16 protein-coding genes and 1 pseudogene are annotated in these 21,130 nt (G+C 69.7%); 14 read left to right on the forward strand and 3 right to left on the reverse strand.

The window, feature by feature from the left end:
* Nucleotides 1–45: 45 nt before the first annotated feature.
* On the reverse strand, nucleotides 46–1,572 hold the full coding sequence (locus FGM06_RS08415; protein WP_144798790.1) for a carboxypeptidase M32: 1,527 nt from the start codon (nucleotides 1,570–1,572) through the stop codon (nucleotides 46–48).
* Nucleotides 1,573–1,691: 119 nt separating this feature from the next.
* Here FGM06_RS08415 and FGM06_RS08420 point away from each other — a divergent pair, with 119 nt between their 5' ends.
* The 11 genes and pseudogenes from FGM06_RS08420 to FGM06_RS08470 all read left to right on the forward strand — a co-directional run bounded on the left by FGM06_RS08420 (nucleotide 1,692) and on the right by FGM06_RS08470 (nucleotide 14,375).
* Nucleotides 1,692–2,741 (forward strand): threonine aldolase family protein, encoded by a 1,050-nt coding sequence (locus FGM06_RS08420; protein WP_144798792.1) that lies wholly within the window; start codon nucleotides 1,692–1,694, stop codon nucleotides 2,739–2,741.
* 154 nt (nucleotides 2,742–2,895) lie between these two features.
* Entirely contained in the window at nucleotides 2,896–3,246 is a 351-nt protein-coding gene (locus FGM06_RS08425) for a DUF2209 family protein (RefSeq protein WP_144798794.1), read from the forward strand.
* Complete coding sequence (hflX, locus tag FGM06_RS08430) at nucleotides 3,243–4,610, forward strand: GTPase HflX (RefSeq protein WP_144798796.1); 1,368 nt, start codon at nucleotides 3,243–3,245, stop codon at nucleotides 4,608–4,610. The genes FGM06_RS08425 and hflX overlap by 4 nt, the downstream gene beginning before the upstream one ends.
* Before the next feature lie 89 nt (nucleotides 4,611–4,699).
* Entirely contained in the window at nucleotides 4,700–6,658 is a 1,959-nt protein-coding gene (acs, locus tag FGM06_RS08435) for an acetate--CoA ligase (protein WP_144798798.1), read from the forward strand.
* Nucleotides 6,659–6,730: 72 nt separating this feature from the next.
* Entirely contained in the window at nucleotides 6,731–6,967 is a 237-nt protein-coding gene (locus FGM06_RS08440; RefSeq protein WP_144798800.1) for a DUF2061 domain-containing protein, read from the forward strand.
* Between the two features lie 237 nt (nucleotides 6,968–7,204).
* Nucleotides 7,205–8,992 (forward strand): bacterio-opsin activator domain-containing protein, encoded by a 1,788-nt coding sequence (locus FGM06_RS08445; RefSeq protein WP_144798802.1) that lies wholly within the window; start codon nucleotides 7,205–7,207, stop codon nucleotides 8,990–8,992.
* Nucleotides 8,993–9,133: 141 nt separating this feature from the next.
* Complete coding sequence (acs, locus tag FGM06_RS08450; protein WP_144798804.1) at nucleotides 9,134–11,128, forward strand: acetate--CoA ligase; 1,995 nt, start codon at nucleotides 9,134–9,136, stop codon at nucleotides 11,126–11,128.
* A gap of 123 nt (nucleotides 11,129–11,251) precedes the next feature.
* Entirely contained in the window at nucleotides 11,252–11,788 is a 537-nt protein-coding gene (locus FGM06_RS08455; RefSeq protein ID WP_144798806.1) for a DUF4212 domain-containing protein, read from the forward strand.
* Nucleotides 11,785–13,541, forward strand: a pseudogene (locus FGM06_RS08460) (VC_2705 family sodium/solute symporter). The gene FGM06_RS08455 and the pseudogene FGM06_RS08460 overlap by 4 nt, the downstream one beginning before the upstream one ends.
* Nucleotides 13,542–13,544: 3 nt before the next feature.
* Nucleotides 13,545–14,006 carry a universal stress protein gene (locus FGM06_RS08465; protein ID WP_144798808.1) on the forward strand — a complete coding sequence of 154 codons (462 nt, stop codon included), beginning with the start codon at nucleotides 13,545–13,547 and terminating at the stop codon, nucleotides 14,004–14,006.
* Between the two features lie 111 nt (nucleotides 14,007–14,117).
* Complete coding sequence (locus FGM06_RS08470) at nucleotides 14,118–14,375, forward strand: hypothetical protein (protein ID WP_144798810.1); 258 nt, start codon at nucleotides 14,118–14,120, stop codon at nucleotides 14,373–14,375.
* A gap of 17 nt (nucleotides 14,376–14,392) precedes the next feature.
* Here FGM06_RS08470 and FGM06_RS08475 read toward each other — a convergent pair whose 3' ends face one another.
* Nucleotides 14,393–15,838, reverse strand: a complete 1,446-nt coding sequence (locus tag FGM06_RS08475; protein WP_144799923.1) for an MATE family efflux transporter — start codon at nucleotides 15,836–15,838, stop codon at nucleotides 14,393–14,395.
* Nucleotides 15,839–16,123: 285 nt separating this feature from the next.
* Between FGM06_RS08475 and FGM06_RS08480 the strand changes: the two genes are divergently transcribed.
* Nucleotides 16,124–16,318 (forward strand): cold-shock protein, encoded by a 195-nt coding sequence (locus FGM06_RS08480; RefSeq protein WP_004045866.1) that lies wholly within the window; start codon nucleotides 16,124–16,126, stop codon nucleotides 16,316–16,318.
* A 127-nt stretch (nucleotides 16,319–16,445) separates the two neighbouring features.
* On the opposite strand, the gene FGM06_RS08485 is transcribed toward FGM06_RS08480, so the two are convergent.
* On the reverse strand, nucleotides 16,446–17,396 hold the full coding sequence (locus FGM06_RS08485) for an oxidoreductase (RefSeq protein ID WP_144798812.1): 951 nt from the start codon (nucleotides 17,394–17,396) through the stop codon (nucleotides 16,446–16,448).
* Nucleotides 17,397–17,565: 169 nt separating this feature from the next.
* Between FGM06_RS08485 and FGM06_RS08490 the strand changes: the two genes are divergently transcribed.
* The gene (locus FGM06_RS08490; protein WP_144798814.1) at nucleotides 17,566–20,043 is read left to right on the forward strand and encodes a DNA topoisomerase VI subunit B; all 2,478 of its coding nucleotides are present in this window, start codon (nucleotides 17,566–17,568) and stop codon (nucleotides 20,041–20,043) included.
* Nucleotides 20,044–21,129: a DNA topoisomerase IV subunit A gene (locus FGM06_RS08495; RefSeq protein WP_144798816.1), complete on the forward strand. Its 1,086-nt coding sequence runs from the start codon at nucleotides 20,044–20,046 to the stop codon at nucleotides 21,127–21,129.
* Nucleotide 21,130 lies beyond the last annotated feature (1 nt).

Raw genomic sequence — 21,130 nt, forward strand, 5'->3', positions numbered from 1 at the left:
AAATAGAGGCGTACCGGTAAAAATCCCGATTGCCGGGTACGCGAGCTAGATCCCGTACAGCTCGCCGTACTTCTCCTCGACGTAGTCGGTGAACGCGTCGGCGGAGAAGTCGTCGCCGGTCGCGCGCTTCACCAGCTCGTTCGTCTCGTATCGCGATCCGTGTCGGTGGACGTTCTCGCCGAGCCACGACTGCAGCTCGTCGAAGTCGCCGTCGGCGATCTTCGCGTCGAGGTCGTCGATCTCCTCTTCGGCGGCCGCGAACAGCTGCGCGGCCATCACGGAGCCGAGCGAGTAGGTGGGGAAGTAGCCGAAGTTGCCGTGGCTCCAGTGGATGTCCTGGAGGCAGCCCTCGCTGTCGGTCTCCGGGCGGATCCCGAGGTACTCCTCGTACTTGTCGTTCCAGACCTCCGGCACGTCCTCGACCGCGAGGTCGCCGCGGATCAGGTCGCGCTCGATCTCGAACCGGACGACGATGTGGAGGTGGTAGGTGAGCTCGTCCGCCTCGACGCGGATGAGGTTGTCCTCGTGCACCTGGTTGACCGCCTCGTAGGCGTCCTCGACCGTGGCCGCCTCGGTCTGGGGGAACTGCGCTTCGAACCGGGGGAGGAACAGCTCCCAGAACGCCCGGCTCCGCCCGACGTGGTTCTCCCAGAGCCGCGACTGCGACTCGTGGACGGAGAGGTCGCGCGACTCGCCGAGCGGGGTGGCCCACTCCTCCCGCGGGAGCCCGAGGTTGTACTGCGCGTGGCCGTACTCGTGGATCGTCGAGCCGATCGCGCCGAGCGGGTCGGACTCGTCGAACCGGGTGGTCACGCGGCAGTCGAACTGGTTGCCCGAGGTGAACGGGTGCGAGGAGACGTCGAGGCGGCCGCGGTCGAAGTCGTAGCCGACGAGCTCGAGCGCCTCCCGGGCGAGCTCCTCCTGCTCGTCCTCGGGGAAGGTGCCCTCGAAGGTGTCGACGGCGAGGTCCGCGTCGGAGTCGCGGATCGCGTCGATCATGGGGACGAGCGTCTCGCGGAGCTCGTCGAGGATCGACTCGGCGCGGTCGATCGAGAGGCACGGCTCGTAGTCCTCGAAGAGGACCTCGTAAGGGTCGCGGTCGGGGTCGATGTGCTCGGCGTACTCCCGCTTGAGCTCGACGTGCTTCTCCAGGTACGGGGCGAACGCCTCGAAGTCGTCCTCCGCTTTCGCCTCCTCCCACGCCCCCAGCGCCTCGGAGCCGGTCTCGGAGATCTCCTCGACGAGCTCGACGGGGACGGCGTCGGCGCGCTCGTACTCGCGGCGGACCTCGCGAACGACCGCCCGCTGTTCGTCGGTGAGGTCGGCGTCGTCGAGCTCGGCGAGCAGCTCGCCGGTCTCGTCGTCCGTGATCATGTCGTGTTTGATCGACGAGAGCGTCGAGAGCTGCTTCGACCGGGCGGGCGTGCCGCCCTGGGGCATCATCACCTGCTGGTCCCAGCCGAGCACGCCGGCGGCGCTCCCGACCGTGTTCCAGCGTCGAACGCGGTCAAGGAGGGCCTCGTACGCCTCGGGGGCGTCGCTCGCGTCGTCGGCCGCGGCTTCCGTTGCCATACGTCACGGATCGGTCGCGGCGGTTAAGAAGGGACCGAACGCGGAACGTCCGGGAGAGCCGGACGAGCCGGCCCCGAGCGCGACCTATTTCAGGTCGGCCGTCGAACCGCCGACAACGAATGGAGACAGACGAGGACACCATCGACCTGCGGTCCGACACCGTCACGAGGCCCTCGGCCGAGATGCGCGAGGCGGCCGCGACCGCCGAGGTCGGCGACGACGTGTACCGCGACGACCCGACCGTCAACGAGTTAGAGCGCCGCGCCGCGGAGGCGGTCGGCACCGAAGCGGCGATCTACGTCCCCTCCGGGACGATGGCCAACCAGATCGCCGTCCACGTCCACACGGAGCCCGGACAGGAGCTCCTCTTGGAGCGCGAGTCCCACGTCTACCGGTGGGAGCTCGCGGGCGCGTCGAAGCTCTCGGGGGTCCAGACTCGGACGATCGACGCCGGCGAGCGCTGCGTCCCGACCCCCGACGCGGTGCGCGAGGGGCTCGTGCGCGAGGACCTCCACCGCCCCGGAACCGGCCTCCTCTCGCTGGAGAACACCCACAACTACCGCGGCGGGGTCGCGGTCCCGGTCGAGGGGATCGCCGCGGCCGCAGAGGTCGCCCGCGACGCCGGCGTGCCGGTCCACCTCGACGGCGCCCGCGTGTTCAACGCCGCCGTCGCGCTCGGGGTCGACGCGAGCGAGATCGTCGACCCGGTCGACAGCGTCACGTTCTGTCTCTCGAAGGGGCTCGGCGCGCCCGTCGGCTCGATCCTCGCCGGCGACGAGGCCTTTATCGACAAGGCCCGCCGCGTCCGGAAGCTGTTCGGCGGCGGGATGCGACAGGCCGGGATGATCGCCGCGCCGGGCCTGCTCGCCTTGGAGAACGTCGACCGGCTCGCCGACGACCACGCCAACGCCGCACGGCTCGCCGACGGGGTCGACGCGCTGGACGGGGTCGACGCGCCCGCGCCGGACACCAACATCGTCGTCGCGCACACCGAGGAAGCCGAGATCTCGGCGGCCGACCTCGTGGAGGCCTGCAAGGCGGCGGGCGTCGGCTGCGTCGAGTTCGACGAGTACACGACGCGGTTCACCACGCACCTCGACGTCGACGCGGACGACGTCGACGACGCGGTCGACCGGATCGGCGATGCGGTCGCGGCGCTGTCGGCCTGAGACGGCGCGTTCGAATATCCGGTGCTCACCACGGAAACCTTCAATTCGGCCGGCGACCAACGAGTAGTTATGGAACTGACACCAGTCGATAAGCGCTCGCGACCCGGGCGAACCGAGGTGGCCGGCGCCCGTCCCTGAAGTCGTCGGCGTCGACATCAGCGGCCGCCACGAGGAGGCGGGCGAGTACCTGATGGTGGCGGCCGCGGTCCACGCCCGGATCGACTCGACCCGAATTCGGTCGGTGGAGGGAGTGGGCTTCGCCGACGCGCGCGAGGGCCCCACGCTCGACGCGACGCTCGGGCTCGTGGCGACCGCGGTCGGGAATCTGCCAGCGCCGCCGGACGGACCGATCGTCGCGGAGCACGGCGAGTTCTACGAGGAGCCCGCGGAGCGGGTCGGGCTGAGCTTCCGACCCGAGTTTAAATACGTCGAGAGCGTAGGGGAGCGCGAAACAGTGCAGGCAGCACACCACGCCGCGTACGCGGCCCGAGACCTCCTCTTATGACCGGGAGCGTCGAGGGCGCGGACGCCGACGGCAGCGCCGGGAGAGACGCCGAGTCGGTCCCCCGTGAGCGGCGGGCGGTCGTCGCCAAGCGGGTCGACTCAGGCGACGCCGACCTGACCGAGATCCGCCAGCTCGCCGCGGCCGCGGGGTACGAGGTCGTCGGGGAGCTCACGCAGACCCGCACCGAGGACGCCGCCTTCATGTTCGGCGAGGGGAAGGTCGCGGAGCTGCGCGACCTGGTCCGCCGGACCGACGCCGGGGCGGTCATCGTCGACAACGACGTCGGTCCGTACCAGACGTTCAACATCGGCGGGGAGCTCCCCGAGGGCGTCGAGGTGATCGACCGGTTCACGCTCATCCTCGAGATCTTCGGCCAGCGGGCGAACACCCGGAAGGCGCAGCTCCAGGTCGAGCTCGCGGAGCTCCGGTACGAGCTCCCCCGCGCCGAGGCGAAGGCGAGCCTCGCGAAGCGCGACGAGCGCCCCGGCTTCATGGGGCTCGGCGAGTACGACGAGAGCGTCGAGCGCGACATCAAACGCCAGATCTCCGAGATTCAAGACGAGCTGGAGTCGATCGCGGAGAAGGAGGAGGCCCGGCGCGAGCAGCGCCGCGACTCCGGCTTCGATCTCGTGGCGCTCGCGGGGTACACGAACGCCGGCAAGTCGACGCTGATGCGCCGGCTCGCGGCCGAGATCGACGTCGACGAGAACGCCGACCGCCACCCCGACCTCGACACCACCGCGGAGTCACAGGACATGCTGTTCACCACGCTCGGCACGACGACCCGCCGGGCCGAGATGGAGAAGCGCGACGTGCTCCTCACGGACACGGTCGGGTTCATCGCGGACCTCCCGCACTGGCTCGTGGAGTCGTTCGAGTCGACGCTCGACTCCGTCTACCGCGCCGACCTCGTCCTGCTCGTCGTCGACGCGAGCGAGCCGGTCGAGGAGATGCGCGAGAAGCTCGTCACGAGCCACGACACCCTCTACGAGCGCAACGAGGCGCCCGTGGTCACCGTGTTCAACAAGGTCGATCGGCTCGCCCCCGGCGAGCTGGCCGACAAGCGCGGCGCGCTCTCCGGCGTCGCGCCCGACCCGGTCGCCGTCTCGGCGAAGACGGGCGCGGGCGTCGCGGAGCTCCGCGACCGCGTCGAAGACGAGCTCCCCGACTGGGAGCGCGAGCGGCTCGTCCTCCCCGTCTCCGACGCGGCGATGAGCCTCGTCTCGTGGATCCACGACCACGGCCACGTCGACGAGGAGTCGTACGCGAGCGACCAGGTGACCGTCGACTTCGAGGCCAAGCCCTCGGTCGTAGCGCGCGCGCGGTCGAAGGCGGCCGCGCTCGCGCCGGCGGAGTCGACGTAGGCGACGCCGACGACGACCCCGTCGGGGGACACCGCCACCCGCCGGGACCGCGGACAAAGTATACATTCCTCCACTTGCGAACGGGTATCATGGACGACGCCGGAGTCGACGGCCGACAACGGGACCGGTCCGTTGCCGCCGACGACGACATCGAGCCGCCGACCGGGTTCCGCGATCGGGCCGTCGCGAGCGACGCGGGGGTGTACGACGCGTTCGCGGCCGAGGGGCCCGACGCCTGGCGGCGGGCCGCGGACCTCCTCGACTGGGATCGGCCGTACGAGACGGTGCTCGACGACGGCGATCCGCCGTTTTACGAGTGGTTCCCGGACGGGCGGCTCAACGCCGCCGCCAACTGCGTCGACCGCCACCTCGACGAGCGGCGCAACCAGCTCGCGATCCGGTGGTTCGGCAAGCGAGGCGAGCGGCGGTCGTACACCTACCTCGACCTCCACCGCGAGGTGAACGCGCTCGCGGCCGGCCTGCGGGAGCTCGGCGTCGAGGAGGACGACGTCGTCACCCTCTACCTCCCGATGGTCCCGGAGCTGCCGATCGCGATGTTGGCGTGCGCCCGGATCGGCGCGCCCCACAACGTCGTCTTCGCGGGGCTCTCGGCGGAGGCGCTGGCCACCCGCCTCGACGCGGCCGACTCCTCGTACCTGATCACCTGCGACGGCTACTACCGGCGGGAGGACGCGTTCAACCAGAAGTCGAAGGCGGACAACGCCCGGCTCCGGGCCGACGGCGACCTCGCGGCGACGGTCGTCGTCGACCGGCTCGGCGACGCGCTTGACGTGTCGCTCGGCGCAGACGAGCACGCGTACGAGTCGCTCGTGGACGCGCACGACGGTGAGATGGTCGAACCGGTCGCGCGCGACGCCACCGACCTGCTGTTCGTGATGTACACCTCCGGGACGACCGGTCGCCCGAAGGGCGTCGAACACGCGACCGGCGGGTACCTCGCGCACGTCGCCTGGACCACCCGGAACGTGCTCGACGTCCGCCCGTCGGACACCTACTGGTGCGCGGCCGACATCGGCTGGATCACGGGCCACTCGTACGGCGTGTACGGCCCCCTCTCGGTCGGGACCACGACCGTCCTCTACGAGGGGTCGCCCGACTACCCGGACCGCGACCGCGTCTGGGACCTGATCGAGCGCAACGCGGTCAGCGTCTTCTACACCTCGCCCACCGCGATCCGGTCGTTCATGAAGTGGGGCGCGGAGTACCCCGAGGGGCACGACCTCTCGTCGATCCGCCTGCTGGGCACCGTCGGCGAGTCGATCACGCCGAAGGCGTGGCACTGGTACCGCGAGCACGTCGGCGGCGGCGAGGCGCCGGTCGTCGACACCTGGTGGCAGACGGAGACGGGCGCCATCGCGCTCGCGACGCTGCCCGGGATCACGCCCATGAAGCCCGGGAAAGTCGGGCCGCCCCTGCCCGGGATCGACGCGCGCGTCGTCGACGAGGACGGCGAGCCGGTGGACCCGGGCGAGCCGGGGTACCTCACGGTCGCCTCGCCGTGGCCCGGCATGCTCCGCGGGCTCCGCGAGGGCGACGAGCGCTACCGCCGGGAGTACTGGGTCGAGACCGAGGACGGCTGGCGGTACCGCACCGGCGACGGCGCGACGGTCGACGAGGACGGCTACGTAACCATTCTCGGTCGAGTCGACGACGTGATCAACGTGCGGGCGCAGCGGTTCAACACCGCGGAGCTGGAGTCGGCGATCGTCGGCGTCGAGGGGGTCACCGAGGCCGCGGTCGTCGGCGACGGCGACGGCGACGTCGTCGCCTACGTGACCACCCGGAGCGACGTCGAGCCCGACGAGTCGCTCACGACGGCGATCGGCGAGGAGCTGGCCCGCGAGGTTGGCGATCTCGCCCGGGCGGACCGGATCGTGTTCACCCCGGAGCTCCCGAAGACGCGCTCGGGGAAGATCATGCGCCGCCTGCTGGAAGACATCGCGCGCGGCGAGGAGTTCGGCGACGTCAGCGCGCTCCGGAACCCGGAGGTCGTCGGCGAGATCGAGTCTTCCGTCCGAAAGGAGTAACTATATATAGTTACTTTTAGCGAGGATAGAAATCTCTCAAAGTTTCATATAGGTGGACTCCGACGTACCGGTATGGGCACGTTCGTCTCTCGGTCCGCGCTCCACGCCCGGAAGCGCGCTGTCGCCAAGACGCTCTGTTACCGCGCGGTCATGGTCACGATCACCGTGATCGTGGCGTGGGCGATCGTCGGCGACGTCAGCGACGCCGTGAACATCGGGCTGGTGACCAACGTCGTCAAGACCGCGACCTACTACGCCTACGAGCGCCTGTGGGACCACATCGCGTGGGGCGTCGCCGACGGGGCCTGAGTTGACGGTGTCTGGGCCGAGGCCGCCTGAACCGACCGCTCGGTCGGAGCGGCCCGTCTTCGATCCGGCGACCGACCGTTGTTTCGGGTTTGATCTGACATCCGAAACTTTGACCATCGATATTTCGCAACTGGACCCGTCTGCCGAACGCGTCGGACGCGACTCGGCTCGCGAACCGCGACAGACGGCCATCGGGGGAAGATTTTTGATTCGGGTTTCTGTGTATTCACGAAACAGATGGTCGACGGGCTCGACGGCGAGGCGTACGACGCGCTCCTGACCGCCGCGGAGACGTACCGCGCCGCGGTCGTGGTTCGGCTCGCCGGTGAGGCCGGGCTCCGGACCGGCGAGATCACGCGCGTCGCGCCGCGGCACCTCCGGGATCCGGGCGTCGGTTCCGGCGCGTCCCTCCTCGCCGTCCCCGACGACGGCGCGGAAGCGCGGGGTAAGGGCGAGGAGGAACCGTCGAGCGGCGACGCCGCGGTGGAACCGATCGACCGCGAGACCGTCGTCCCAGCCTCGCTGGCGTCCGAGCTCCGGCGGTACGCCGAGAGTGAGGGGCTCGGCGACGCGGAGCCGTTCGTCGGCGTCTCCCCCCGTCGCGTCCAGATGATCGTGAGCGAGACCGCCGAGCGGGCGGCGGCGCGGACCGACGGCGCGGTGCCCGCCGACGTCACGCCTCGCGACCTCCGGGACGCGTTCGCGCGCCGGCACCTCGTCGACCGGGGCGTCGACCCCCACGCCGTGCGGGAGGCCGGCGGCTGGGAGACGCTGGGGACGCTCGACGAGTTCCTCGGCCCGCTCGACGGGCGCGAGGTGGCCGAGGCGTTCGCGGTCGCCGGAGCCGCCGCGGACGCCGAGGGCGCCGACACCGAGGGCGACGCCGGCGGACGAGAACCGTCCGCGCTCGGCGGCTTCGAGGCCCTCGCCGACGGTGAGGGGGAGAAGTCTCCCCTCGCGACCGTTCCGGAGCGGCTGGTCGACTCCGGACGGTGGACCGAGGCGTGGGTGGTCCGCGGGTCGGTCGACGGCGGCCGGACGGAGGTCGTGGGCGCCGCGGGCGTCGACCGGGAGGTCCTCGTCGACCGCGGCGTCACGCGGGAGGGGCCGTGGCTTGACGCGGTCGAGGACGGCGAGCCCGTGCCGACCGGCGGCGAACCGACCGCCGACGGGCGCCCCGGGATTGCCGTCCCCGCGAGCTACCGGGGCGTGACGCACGGAGCGCTCTGCGTCGTCGCCGGGGACGGGACGCCGGTCTCGGAGACCGAACGGCGGGAGCTGGTGGCGCTCGGGCGCTGTCTCGGGTGGGCGGTGACGGCCGGTCGGTGGCGCGACCTCCTCCACTCGGACGCGGTCACGGAGGTGGAGTTCCACGTCGCCGACGGCGGGGCGTTCCTCGCCCGCGCGAGCGCCGCCCTCGGCTGTGCGATCGATCTCGACTCCACCGTCGGCGTCACCGACGACGCCTCTCGGCTGTACCTCTCCGTCGCGGGCGCGAGGCCCCAAGACGTCGCCGACGTCGTCGACGGCGCAGACGGCGTCACGGACCTCCGGGTGACCGAGACGCGGGAGGACGGCTGCTCGGCCTCGGTGCGCGTCGAGGGGGGGTCGGCCGTTCGGACGCTCACCGAGCACGGCGCGACGGTCCGCGAGGCGACCGCGGAGGACGGGCGCGTGCGCGTCGTCGCCGACCTCCCCGGGGGCGCAGACGTCAGGCCGGTGGCCGACGGGCTCCGCACCGAATTCGACGACGCCCGGCTCGCGAGCAAGGAGTCCGCGGTCCGCGCGTCGCGCTCGGAGTCGGCGTTCCGCGAGGACGTCGCCGACCGATTCACCGATCGGCAGTGGGCCGCGCTGTCGGCCGCGTACCACGGCGGCTACTTCGACTGGCCGCGGGAGAGCACCGCCGAGGAGGTCGCCGACGCGATGGACGTCTCCTCGCCGACGTTCCACAACCACCTGCGGAAGGCCCAGCGCGCGCTTCTCGACGGCCTCTTCGAGGAGGAGCACCGAGAGCGCCGTTGAGACGGAGCTCGCGGAGCGCTCGCGGGCACCGGGAGCGCGACTCGGGTGGGAGGGACCGGGCAGAGACCCGCGAATTCCTCATGATTTTTCGTATTTAGCGTCAGCGTTTATATGCCGAGATCGGTTGGATACGATCGTACCATGACAGAGGGTGACGGTCAACTGGAAGCGAGACTGGAAGAGCAGGAGGTGTTCGAGCCGCCCGAGTCGTTCGCGGCGCAGGCGAACGTCTCCGACCCCGAGATCTACGAGAAGTTCGAGGAGAACTGGCCGCAGTGCTGGCAGGCCGCGGCCGACCTCCTCGACTGGGAGTCCGACTACGACCAGGTGCTGGACGACAGCGACCCGCCCTTCTACGAGTGGTTCACCGGCGGCGAACTGAACGCGTCGGCGAACTGCCTCGACCGACACCTCGACGAGCGCGGCGACGAGGCCGCGATCGAGTGGGTCGGCGAGCCGGTCGACGAGGACGACCGCACGTACACGTACGCCGAGCTCCACCGCGAGGTGAACGAGTTCGCGGCCGCGCTCCGCGCCCAGGGCGTCGAGGAGGACGACGTCGTGACGATGTACATGCCGATGATCCCGGAGCTGCCGATCGCGATGCTGGCGTGCGCCCGGATCGGCGCGCCCCACAGCGTCGTCTTCGCCGGGTTCTCGGCGGACGCGCTCGCGACGCGGATGAACTCCGCGGAGTCGGAGTACCTCGTCACCTGCGACGGCTACTACCGGCGCGGCGACCCCCTCGACCACCTCGACAAGGCGAACGAGGGGCTCTCCGGGGTCGACCACGACACGACCACGGTCGTCGTCGACCGACTCGGACCGAACGGCGACGACTTCGGCCACGAGCTCGGCGACGACCAGCTCGACTACGGCGACCTCGTCGCGGAGCACGAGGGCGCGGAGGTCGAGCCGGTCACCCGCGACGCCGAGGACATGCTGTTCTTAATGTACACCTCGGGGACGACGGGGAAGCCGAAGGGGGTGAAACACACGACCGGCGGCTACCTCTCGTGGGTGTCGTGGACCTCGCAGTCCGTCCTCGACATCAAGCCGGATGACACGTACTTCTGTTCGGCCGACATCGGGTGGATCACGGGTCACTCCTACATCGTCTACGGGCCGCTCGCGCTCGGGACGACGACGATGATGTACGAGGGGACGCCGGATCACCCCGAACAGGACCGCCTGTGGGAGATCGTCGAGGAGTACGAGGCGACCCAGCTGTACACGGCGCCCACGGCGATCCGCGCGTTCATGAAGTGGGGCGCGGAGTACCCCGACCGCCACGACCTCTCCAGCCTGCGGCTGCTCGGCACGGTCGGCGAGCCGATCAACCCGCGGGCGTGGAAGTGGTACTACCAGCACATCGGCGACGAGGAGTGCCCCATCGTCGACACGTGGTGGCAGACCGAGACCGGCGGGATGATGATCACGACGCTGCCCGGGACCAAGGACATGAAGCCGGGCGCCGCGGGGCCGCCGCTCCCGGGGCTCGACATCCAGATCCTCGACACGCTCGGCGACGAGGTCGAGCCCGGAAAGGCCGGCTACCTCACGGTCCAGAAGCCGTGGCCCGGCATGCTTCGGACCCTGTACAAAAACGACGAGCGCTACATCGAGGAGTACTGGGCCGAGTACTCGGACACCGACAGCGACGACCCCGAGGACTGGGTCTACTTCCCGGAGGACGGCGCGAAGATCGACGAGGACGGCTACATCACCGTTCTCGGTCGCGTCGACGACGTGCTCAACGTCTCCGGCCACCGGCTGGGGACGATGGAGATCGAGTCCGCGATCGTCGGCGTCGAGGGGGTCGCGGAGGCCGCCGTCGTCGGCGGCGACCACGAGATCAAGGGCGAGGCCGTCTACGCGTACGTGACGACCGAGGACGGGTACGAGGGCACCGACGAGCTCCGCGACGCGATCGTCGCCGGCGTCGAGGACGCCATCGGTCCGATCGCCCGGCCGGAGCAGGTCGTGTTCACCCCCGACCTGCCGAAGACGCGCTCGGGGAAGATCATGCGGCGCCTGTTGGAGAACATCGCCGACGGCAAGGAGCTCGGTAACACGAGCACGCTCCGGAACCCGGAGATCGTCGAGGAGATCCAGCAGAAGGCGAAACGCGAGTAGCCGAACGGCGGCTCCGTTTTCGACGCGACCACACGATCCGACGACGCCGACGCGCGAACGAATATCACGATCGAATCGAATAAACGACGCACGACGACACACCACAACGACACACAGCGATACATGACAGATAATAGCACACACGACTCAGGCGACGCGTCCGCCGATAGTGGGTCCGCGGTTGACGACGCGGTCACTGACGGGGGCCGCGCACCGAACGACGCGGCCACGGATGGTGGACGCGCAACTGACGACGCGGCCACCGACGGCGGCGTCGCCACGGGCGCGGCACAGACGCACAACGACACCGACTATCTCGGAGCGGAGGTGAACATCCTGAACCCGAGCACGCCGTACATGCGGGACCACCTCCGCATCGTCTGGACCGGGTTCACCGTCTGGGTCCTGGCGGTATGGGGGCCGGTGACGCTGACGCGGCTCGCGCCCGGCCCGATGACGAGTCAGATGCCGATCTTAGGCTTCCCTCTCCACTACTTCCTCGTCGCCTTCGGGGCGCCGACCAGCGCGCTGATCCTCGCGTTCTGGTACTCTCGTAAGCGTGACGCGCTCGACGACAAGTACGGTATCGATCACGCCACCGTCACGGAGACCGGAAGCGGCGCTGATGTCGCGGCGGCCGACGGGGGGGCCGAGGAATGACGGCGGGATCGGTCCTGCTGCAGAGCGACCTCCTTCCGGAGGCCCTCGACATCTCGTTCAAGCTGGCGCCGGCGATCCTCGTGATCGGGATGCTGGGGCTGTTCCTCACGATCGGCTTCGTCTTCCGCGTGGCCGACACCGACGACATGTGGGTCGCCGGCCGGTCCATCGGGAACGTCGAGAACGGGATGGCGATCGGGGCGAACTGGATGTCGGCGGCGTCCTATCTCGGGATGCGGCGTCCATCGCGCTGGCCGGCTTCTACGGGCTCGTGTTCGTCGTCGGCTGGACGACGGGATACTTCATCCTGCTCATCTTCCTCGCCGCGCAGCTGCGCCGGTTCGGGAAGTACACGGCGCCGGACTTCGTCGGCGACCGGTTCAACTCCGACACCGCGCGCGCCATCGCGGCGGTGACCACGTTCCTCATCGGCTTCGTCTACGCCATCGGACAGGCGAAGGGGATGGCGCTGGTCGGCCTGTACATCTTCGGTAACTACGGGGGACTCATCCCCGGCCTCGACGGGTACCAGGTGATGGTCGTCGCCATGATGGTCGTCACCGTCGGCTACCTGACGCTGTCCGGCATGCTGGGCGCCACGAAGAACCAGGCGGTCCAGTACGTCATCCTCATCCTCGCGTTCGTCGTCGGGCTGTTCGTCGTCGGCTACACCAACGGCTACTCCACGGTGTTGCCGCAGCTCGAGTACGGGATGCTGATCAGCGAGCTCGGCAGCGAGTTCTCCGAGCCGTTCGCCTCGTCGAGCTACTACCTCTGGGTCGCCACGACGTTCTCGCTGATCGTCGGCACCTGCGGGCTCCCGCACGTGCTCGTCCGGTTCTACACGGTCGAGAGCGAGCGGACGGCCCGCTGGTCGACGGTCTGGGGGCTGTTCTTCATCTGTATCCTCTACTGGAGCGCCCCGGCGTTCGCCGCGTTCGGCACCGATCTCTACTCGCAGAACGTCGGCGCGACGTACGGTGACCCCGGGATGACGGGCGCGGCCAGCGAGGTCATCGTCGTGCTGGCGGCGCAGCTGTCCGGGCTCCCGGACTGGTTCGTCGGGATCGTCGCGGCGGGCGGTATCGCCGCGGCCATCGCGACGGTCGCCGGGCTGTTCATCGCCGGCTCGTCGGCGATCAGCCACGACATCTACACGAACATCATCAACGAGGACGCGACGCAGCGCCAGCAGATCCTCGTCGGCCGCCTCTCGATCGTCGCGCTCGGCGCGCTGACCACGCTGGCCGCGCTCAACCCCGCGTCGTCGATCGCCGCGCTCGTGGGCTACGCGTTCTCGCTCGCCGGCTCCGTCCTGTTCCCGATGTTCTTCCTCGGCATGTGGTGGGAGAACGCCAACCGGCCGGGGGCGCTCGCCGGCATGACGACCGGACTGACCCTCTGGTCCATTCCGATGTTCAACCAGATCGTCCCGACGTACATCGGCTCGCTCGACGCGCCGCTGTCGGCGGGACTGGCGCAGTGGATGCCCGCCATCGGCTCGGCGCTCATCACGCTCCCGGTCGTGTTCGTCGTCACCATCGTCGTCTCGATGGCCACCGACGAGCCGTCGCTCGAAACGAAGCGGATCGTCCGGCAGTGTCACAGCCCCGAACCGATGGGGCAGCAGGAGACCGCCGAGGACGTCGTCGCCGACGGCGGCGAGGACGTGGCGACCGACGGTGGGCGCGCAGTTGACGACGCGACGACCGACGGTGGGCGCGCAGTTGACGACGCGGCCACGGAGGAGTGATCCATGTACGAACGAATCCTGATCCCGACCGACGGAAGCGACGTGGCGGAGTCCGCAGTCGAGCACGCGCTCGACCTCGCCGAGAAGTACGACGCCGACGTCCACGCGCTATACGTGGTCGACATCGACTCGGTCAACCTCGGCCTCGGAACCGAACAGGTCGACCGGCTCAAGCAGGGCCGGTTCGGCGAGATGGAGGAGCTGAAATCGAAGGCCGACGAGGCGACCGGCACCGTCGCCGAACGCGGTGCGGAGCGCGACATCGACGTCGTCGAACACGTCTCCGGCGGCCGCCCGCACAAGGTGATCGCCGACTACGCCGAGGACCACGACGTGGACCTGATCGTGATGGGGAGCCACGGTCGCGCCGGGGTCCGGCGCGCGCTCCTCGGAAGCGTCACCGAGCGCACGCTGCGCTCGACGCACGTGCCCGTCCTCGTCGTCGACTTCCTCGAAGAGGACTGAGTCGCGGTCCCGACTCCGGGCTCGGTCCTGCCGCCCGGGGCGTCGACTCGCTTCGCCGCCGAACCGCCTCGCTTCCGGAACACCGACGTACCCCGACCGACACCCTCACCTATGCCAGAGACGGACGCGACCGACGACCCGAATGAGAAGAGCCTCGCGGAGCGCGTCCGGTCGCAGGTCAGCGAGAACCGGACCGGTATGCTACAGGACCTCGTGTTCGCGGTCGCGTGGGTGACGCTCGTGTCCCTCCTCTACGACTTCGCGTTCGCGAGCGCCCCGCAGTGGGTGTTGTACCTGTTCATGCTCGCCGGCATCCCGGCGTACTTCGGCTTTTTCATCTCACTGCAGATGGCGAGAGAGCAGCGGTAGACGCGTCTCTCGCTTTCTCAATCGTCGACGGTCTCGACGGACGCCTCCGGGCTGTCGTCGACGACCCCCTCCGTCCACGTCCCGCGCAGGAACCACGCCGCGCCGACCGCGAAGGAGGCCACGGCGGCCGTCGCGTACGCCCACCACAGCCCGACGACGCCCCAGTCGAGTCCGACGTAGCCGACCTCGACCGCGGGGACGTCGACGGGACCGACCGCGACCCCGCCGAGCGTGACGCCGACCGCCCCGAACGCGAGCAGGGCGGCCAGCGGGATCCGGACGGCCCACCGGGAGAGGAGAGAGAGCGCCAGCGCGGCCTTGGTGTGTCCCGCCCCGCGGAACGCCCCCTGTATCACCATGAGCCCGCCGAAGAAGGCCCACGACAGCGCGATGACCCGGAGGAAGACGACCCCCTCCGCGACCGTCGCCGGGTCGTCGATGAAGACGCGCATCGCGACCGCCGGGAACAGCCAGACGGCGCCGCCGGCGGCGCCGAGGAGGGCCATGGTCCCCAGGGTGGCGACGCGGGTGACGGCGACGGCGCGGTCGGGCGTGTCGGCGCCGAGGTTCTGTCCGACGCCGGTCGCGGTCGCCTGCCCGACCGCGCCCGCGACCGACCAGGAGACGGACATGAGCCTGACGCCGATCCCGTACGCCGCGGTCGCGGCCGGGCCGAACCGCGCGACGAGCGCCGCCATGAAGACGGAGGCGAACGACCGCGCCCACCCGTCGAGCGTCGCCGGATACCCCACGTCGATCAGCTTCCGGAGGATCTCCGGGTTCGGGACGAGGTCGCGGACGTACAGCTTCACCCCCCAGTCGCCGCGCAGCAGGATCCAGACGCCCGCCGCGGTCGCGAACAGGCGCGCGATCAGCGTCGCGATCGCGGCCCCGCGCGTCCCGAGCGCCGGGACCGGCCCCCACCCGAGGATGAAGACGGGGTCGATGACGATGTTGATCCCGGCCGAGATCCCGACCAGCCACATCGCGGTCGTCGTGTCGCCCGCGCCCTGCAGCGAGGCGCGGAACGCGAAGAAGAGGAACGTGAGCGGGAGCGTGAGGAGGATCACTTCGATGTACGCGAGCGACTCGACGAACACCGCGTCTCGCGCGCCGATCCAGTAGAGCAGCCGGTGACGGGCCGCGAAGCCGACGACCGCGAGGGCGACGGAGACCGCGACCGCGAGCAGGACCGTCTGTCCCACGACCTCGTCGGCGCGCCGGTCGTTGCCGGCGCCGACGTGCTGGGAGACCAAGGCGATCGTCGCGGCCGTGAGCCCCATCGCGGTCGAGACGAACAGCCACGAGAGCGGGAACATGAGCGAGACGGCGGCGACGGCCTCGGTGCTCACCCGTCCGACCCAGAACATGTCCGCGAGGTTGTACAGGGTCTGGAGGAGGTTCCCGAGCACCAGCGGCCACGCGAGGTCGAACAGCTTCGGCGAGATCGCTCCCGCCGTCATGTCGACCCGAGCGTCGTCGTTTCCCACGAACTGTCCGATCGAACGGTCGCTCGCGCCCTAACGTTTCGGGAACCGGTCCGCGGTGCGGCTCGCGGTCCGGTGCGACAGTCGATTACCGCGCGTGACCGAGGTCGATTCGAGCGGTCCGGCATCTCTCGGGCGAGACGACGGAGATCCGACCCGGAAAAGCGGAATCAGCGGCTTTCCGGCCCGGAGACCGGCGAATGGGAGTGGATCGGCGCGCACACAACACTTATCACGGAGTCGGGAGTGGTCTCGGGTGCGATGGCGACAGGCAAGGTCGACTTCTTCAACGACACCGGCGGCTACGGATTCATCGAGACTGACGACGCTGACGAAGACGTGTTCTTCCACATGGAAGACGTCGGCGGCCCGGACCTCGAGGAAGGCCAGGAGGTAGAGTTCGAGATCGAGGAGGCGGACAAGGGTCCGCGCGCGACGAACCTCACTCGGCTGTAGCTCGCTCGGCCGTACCCGCGACCGGCGACGGCGGACAGCTCTCGAAACGCGTTCCGCGTATATCACACCGCGAGCGGCGTCTCCGGGGTTTCAATTCGCCCGGAGCGGCGGGGGTTTTCGGCCGAGGCTACAGCGGGAACTGCACGCTCGTCGCCTCCTCGGAGTACTCCCAGAGGCGGCGCGCGTCCGCGCGGTCGTAGGAGGCGTCGTTCGACCGTCCCACGGTCGGCGTCCCCCGCATGTTCATGAGGCCGCCCGGCTCGACGTAGGCGCCGCCGTCGACGTCGGCGGTCGCGGCGTACAGCATCGGCAGCGCGCCCGTCGCGGCGTCCTGCCCGAGGACCGCGTTCGCGGCCTTCATCCCGACCTTCATCAGGGGGTTCCCGCTCTCCTCCGCGGTGCGGTGCTGGAGGTTCGTCGCCGCGTAGCCCGGATGGCAGGCGACGCTCCGGACGCCGGAGACGTCGGCCGCGGCGAGGCGCCGCTGGAGCTCGTAGGCGAACAGCAGGTTCGCGAGCTTGCTCCGACCGTACGCCTTCCACTTCCCGTACGAGCGCTCCCAGTTGAGGTCCGAGAAGTCCATCTCGCCCTGCTCGTGGGCGCCCGACGATTGCGTGACGACGCGGGCCGCCCCGTCGATCCCCTCGGCGGCCTCCAGGAGCGGGAACAGGCGTCCCGTGAGCGCGAAGTGGCCGAGGTGGTTGACGCCGAACTGCGTCTCGAAGCCGTCCTCCGTCTCGCTGCGGGGGATCGCCATCACCCCGGCGTTGTTACAGAGGGCGTCGACCGCGTCGTAGTCGGCGGCGAGCCCGTCGGCGAAGGCCGCCACCGAGTCGAGCGACGCGAGGTCGCACTCGCGGACGTCGAGGTCGAGTTCCTCGCGGTCGAGGGCGCTCTCGCGGCGGATCTCGGCGGCCGCGCGCTCGCCCCGATCCACGCTCCGGCACGCCATCACGACGGTCGCGCCCCGCTCCGCGAACGCGCGGGTCCCCTCGTAGCCGAGCCCGCTGTTCGCCCCGGTGACGACGACCCTCTTTCCGTCCAGTCGCGGCATCTCGTCGGTCGTCCAGCCTGACATGCTCGGTGGAAGGGGCCTCACGGGGAGAAACCTGTTGACGGGGAGACCCGTCACCACGCCGGTCCGCACGCTCCCGAACCCGCATCGAGACGGCGTCTGACGCCGGGATCCACTTTCACCGCGCCGGCGGTGCGTTTTTAGGTGCCTCGGTGGAAGGGAGGGGTACCGAATGACGTCCTTCCAGTCGACGATCGGCGACGAGGAGGGGATCGCGGAGGAGCTGGCCGAGGGCCAGCGCGAGATCTCCATCGCCGAGTTCTTCGAGAAGAACAAGCACATGCTCGGGTTCGACTCGGGCGCCCGCGGGCTCGTCACCGCCGTCAAGGAGGCGGTCGACAACGCCCTCGACGCGACCGAGGAGGCCGGCGTCCTCCCCGACATCTACATCGAGATCGAGGAGGTGGGCGACTACTACCGGCTCGTCATCGAGGACAACGGGCCGGGCATCACGAAAGAGCAGCTCCCGAAGGTGTTCGGGAAGCTGCTGTACGGGTCGCGGTTTCACAAGCGCGAGCAGAATCGGGGACAGCAGGGGATCGGGATCTCCGCGGCGGTGCTGTACTCGCAGCTGACATCGGGCCAGCCCGCGAAGATCACCTCGCGTCCGAAGGGGCAGTCGCGGGCGCAGTACTTCGAGCTCATCATCGACACGGACACGAACGAGCCGGAGATCAAGGCGGACGAGGAGACGACGTGGGACCGCCCCCACGGTACTCGCATCGAGTTGGAGATGGAAGCGAACATGCGCGCGCGCAACCAGCTCCACGACTACGTGAAACACACCGCGGTCGTCAACCCCCACGCCCGGATCGAGCTGCGAGAGCCGGGGCTCGACGAGCCGATGAAGTTCGAGCGCGCGACCGACGAGCTGCCGGCGGAGACGAAGGAGATCCGCCCGCACCCGCACGGGGTCGAGCTCGGCGCGCTGATCAAGATGCTGGAGGCGACCGAGTCGTACTCCGTCTCCGGGTTCCTCCAGGAGGAGTTCACGCGGGTCGGCAAGAAGACCGCGGACAGCGTCATCGACAACTTCCGTGACGTCTACTTCGGGCGCGAGCTCTCGTGGACGCCGCCGCGCGCGCACTCTGACCGCGACGTCGCGACCGCGGTCAGCGAGGCGGTCGCCAACAAGGGGAAGGCGGCGACGACCGCCTTCGCCGAGGGCGTCGCCGAGACGGTATCGGGCAACGACCGCCTCTCGCGCTCCGAGCTCGCGACGATCGTCGGGAACATCGCCGACAGTGTCGAGGACGACACCGGAAAGACGTTCGGCGGGACCGTCCGCGAGAACGCCGTCGACGCGGCGTGGCGGGCGATCACCGGCGTCGACTCCGACGGCGAGCCGGTCGGGGCCGCCGCGGGAGACGCGGCCGGCGACGACGAGGACGACGGGGGAGAGGCCGACTCCCCCCTCGTCGCCGACGCGTACGCGCTCGTCGACGAGGCGACCTCGACGCGGAAGGACGACGCCGCGGTGCGGGCGATGGCCGACGCGCTGACGCGCCGGTTCCTGAACCTCGACGCCGACGCCTTCCGGATCGCCCGCGACGACTTGGAGCGGCTCGTCGCCGACGCGGCGAACTTCGTCGCCGAGCAGCACGACGCCACGTTCGGCGAGACCGCCCGGGAGAACGTCGTCGAGGCGTTCTGGTCCCGAGCGCGAACCGTGCCCGACGACCCGCCGAAGGTGAAGTCGATCGCCGCCGACCGCGACGCCGCGGCCGACCTGCTCGAGGCGATGCGGACGACGGACATCCTCGCGCCGCCGACGGACTGCCTCGCGCCGATCACGGCCGAGCTGGTCGAGGCGGGGCTCCGCAAGGAGTACGACGCCGACTTCTACGCGGCGGCGACCCGCGACGCCGAGGTCCACGGCGGCGACCCGTTCATCGTCGAGGCCGGCATCGCCTACGGCGGGGAGATCCCGGCGGAGGGGTCGGTGGAGCTCCTCCGGTTCGCGAACCGCGTCCCGCTCGTCTACCAGCGCGGCGCCTGCGCGACGACGGACGTGATCAAGTCGATCGGCTGGCGCAACTACGGGCTCGACCAGCCCGGCGGGTCGGGGATGCCGAACGGGCCGGCCGTCATCAGCATTCACGTCGCCTCCACGAACGTCCCGTTCACGAGCGAGTCGAAGGACGCGCTCGCGAACGTCCCCGCGATCGAAGACGAGATCGAGCTCGCCGTGCGCGAGGCCGCCCGGGAGCTGAAGTCGTTCCTCAACAAGCGGCGCTCGATGCAGCAGCGCCGCGAGAAGCAGGACGTGCTCGGGAAGATCCTCCCGGAGATGGCCGACAAGGTCTCTGAGGTGACGGGCCGGCCGCGCCCCGACATCGACGGCGCGCTGGCGCGGATCATGAACAACGTTAGCGTCGAGCGCGAGGTGTCCGACGGCACCGTGACGCTGGTCGTCGAGAACCACTCCGACGTGAACGAGCGGCTGGAGATCACCGACATCGTCTCGACCGAGCCGACCGACCCCTCGGACGGGACGGTCGTCGACATGGACGGCGAGTGGTTCGTGCAGTGGAAGCCCGAGGTCCCCTCGGGCGACGAGCGGGAACTGACGTACGCGGTCGACGAGGACGCCGAGTTCGAGGTCAGCGTCGGCGGCGTCGAGACGGAGAAACTCACGGTGAACGCGTAAATGACGACAGACACAGACGCACGAGACGAGCTGATCGACCTGGCCGCCGACTTCTACGACCAGTTCGCGGGCGGCAAGATCCCGGAGCTTCAGCTGCCGACGCGGACGAAGAGCAACATCGAGTACGACACGGAGAGCGGCGTGTGGACGTACGGCGACCGCACGTCGACCCGGAGCGCCAACTCAGTGCGCGGCGCCCGCAAGCTGCTGAAGGCGGCGTACACGATCGAGTTCCTCGCGAACCAGCTCGACGAGGGTCGCTCCTCGACGCTGCGGGAGCTGTACTACCTCTCCGAGTCGTGGGACAACGACGAGGCCCAGTTCAAGTCGCAGGACGAGTCCAACGACCTCGTGGAGGACTTAGAGATCGTCACGGGCGTCACCCGCGAAGACTTCCACATGCGCCCGGAGGAGTCGGGTGCCACCCTGATGGGGCCGCTGGAGATCCGCGAGCAGACCCGGCGCGGCGAGCGCGAGATCCACTGTCAGGAGGACGTCGGCGAGGGCGGCTACCAGATCCCGAACAACCCGGATATGATCGAGTTCCTCGACGACGACATCGACTTCGCGCTCGCGGTGGAGACCGGCGGGATGCGCGACCGCCTCGTCGAGAACGGGTTCGACGAGGAGTACGACTGCCTCGTCATCCACCTGAAGGGCCAGCCAGCGCGGGCGACCCGCCGGATCACGAAGCGCGTCCACGACGAACTGGACGTCCCCATCGCCGTCTTCGCCGACGGCGACCCGTGGTCCTACCGGATCTACGGCTCCGTGGCGTACGGCTCGATCAAGTCCGCGCACCTCTCGAAGTACCTCGCGACCCCGGAGGCGCAGTTCGTCGGGATCCAGCCCGAGGACATCGTCGAGTACGACCTCCCGGCCGACCCGCTCTCCGACTCGGACGTGAACGCCCTCGAATCCGAGCTGGAAGACCCGCGCTTCCAGACGGACTACTGGGAAGAACAGATCGAGCTCCAGCTCGACATCGGGAAGAAGTCCGAACAGCAGTCGCTCGCGAGCCGCGGGCTCGACTTCGTCACCGACACCTACCTCCCCGAGCGGCTCGGAGCGATGGGCGTTATCTGAG

This window comes from Halorubrum depositum (genome assembly GCF_007671725.1).
In the GTDB taxonomy this organism is placed as follows: Archaea; Halobacteriota; Halobacteria; order Halobacteriales; family Haloferacaceae; genus Halorubrum; species Halorubrum depositum.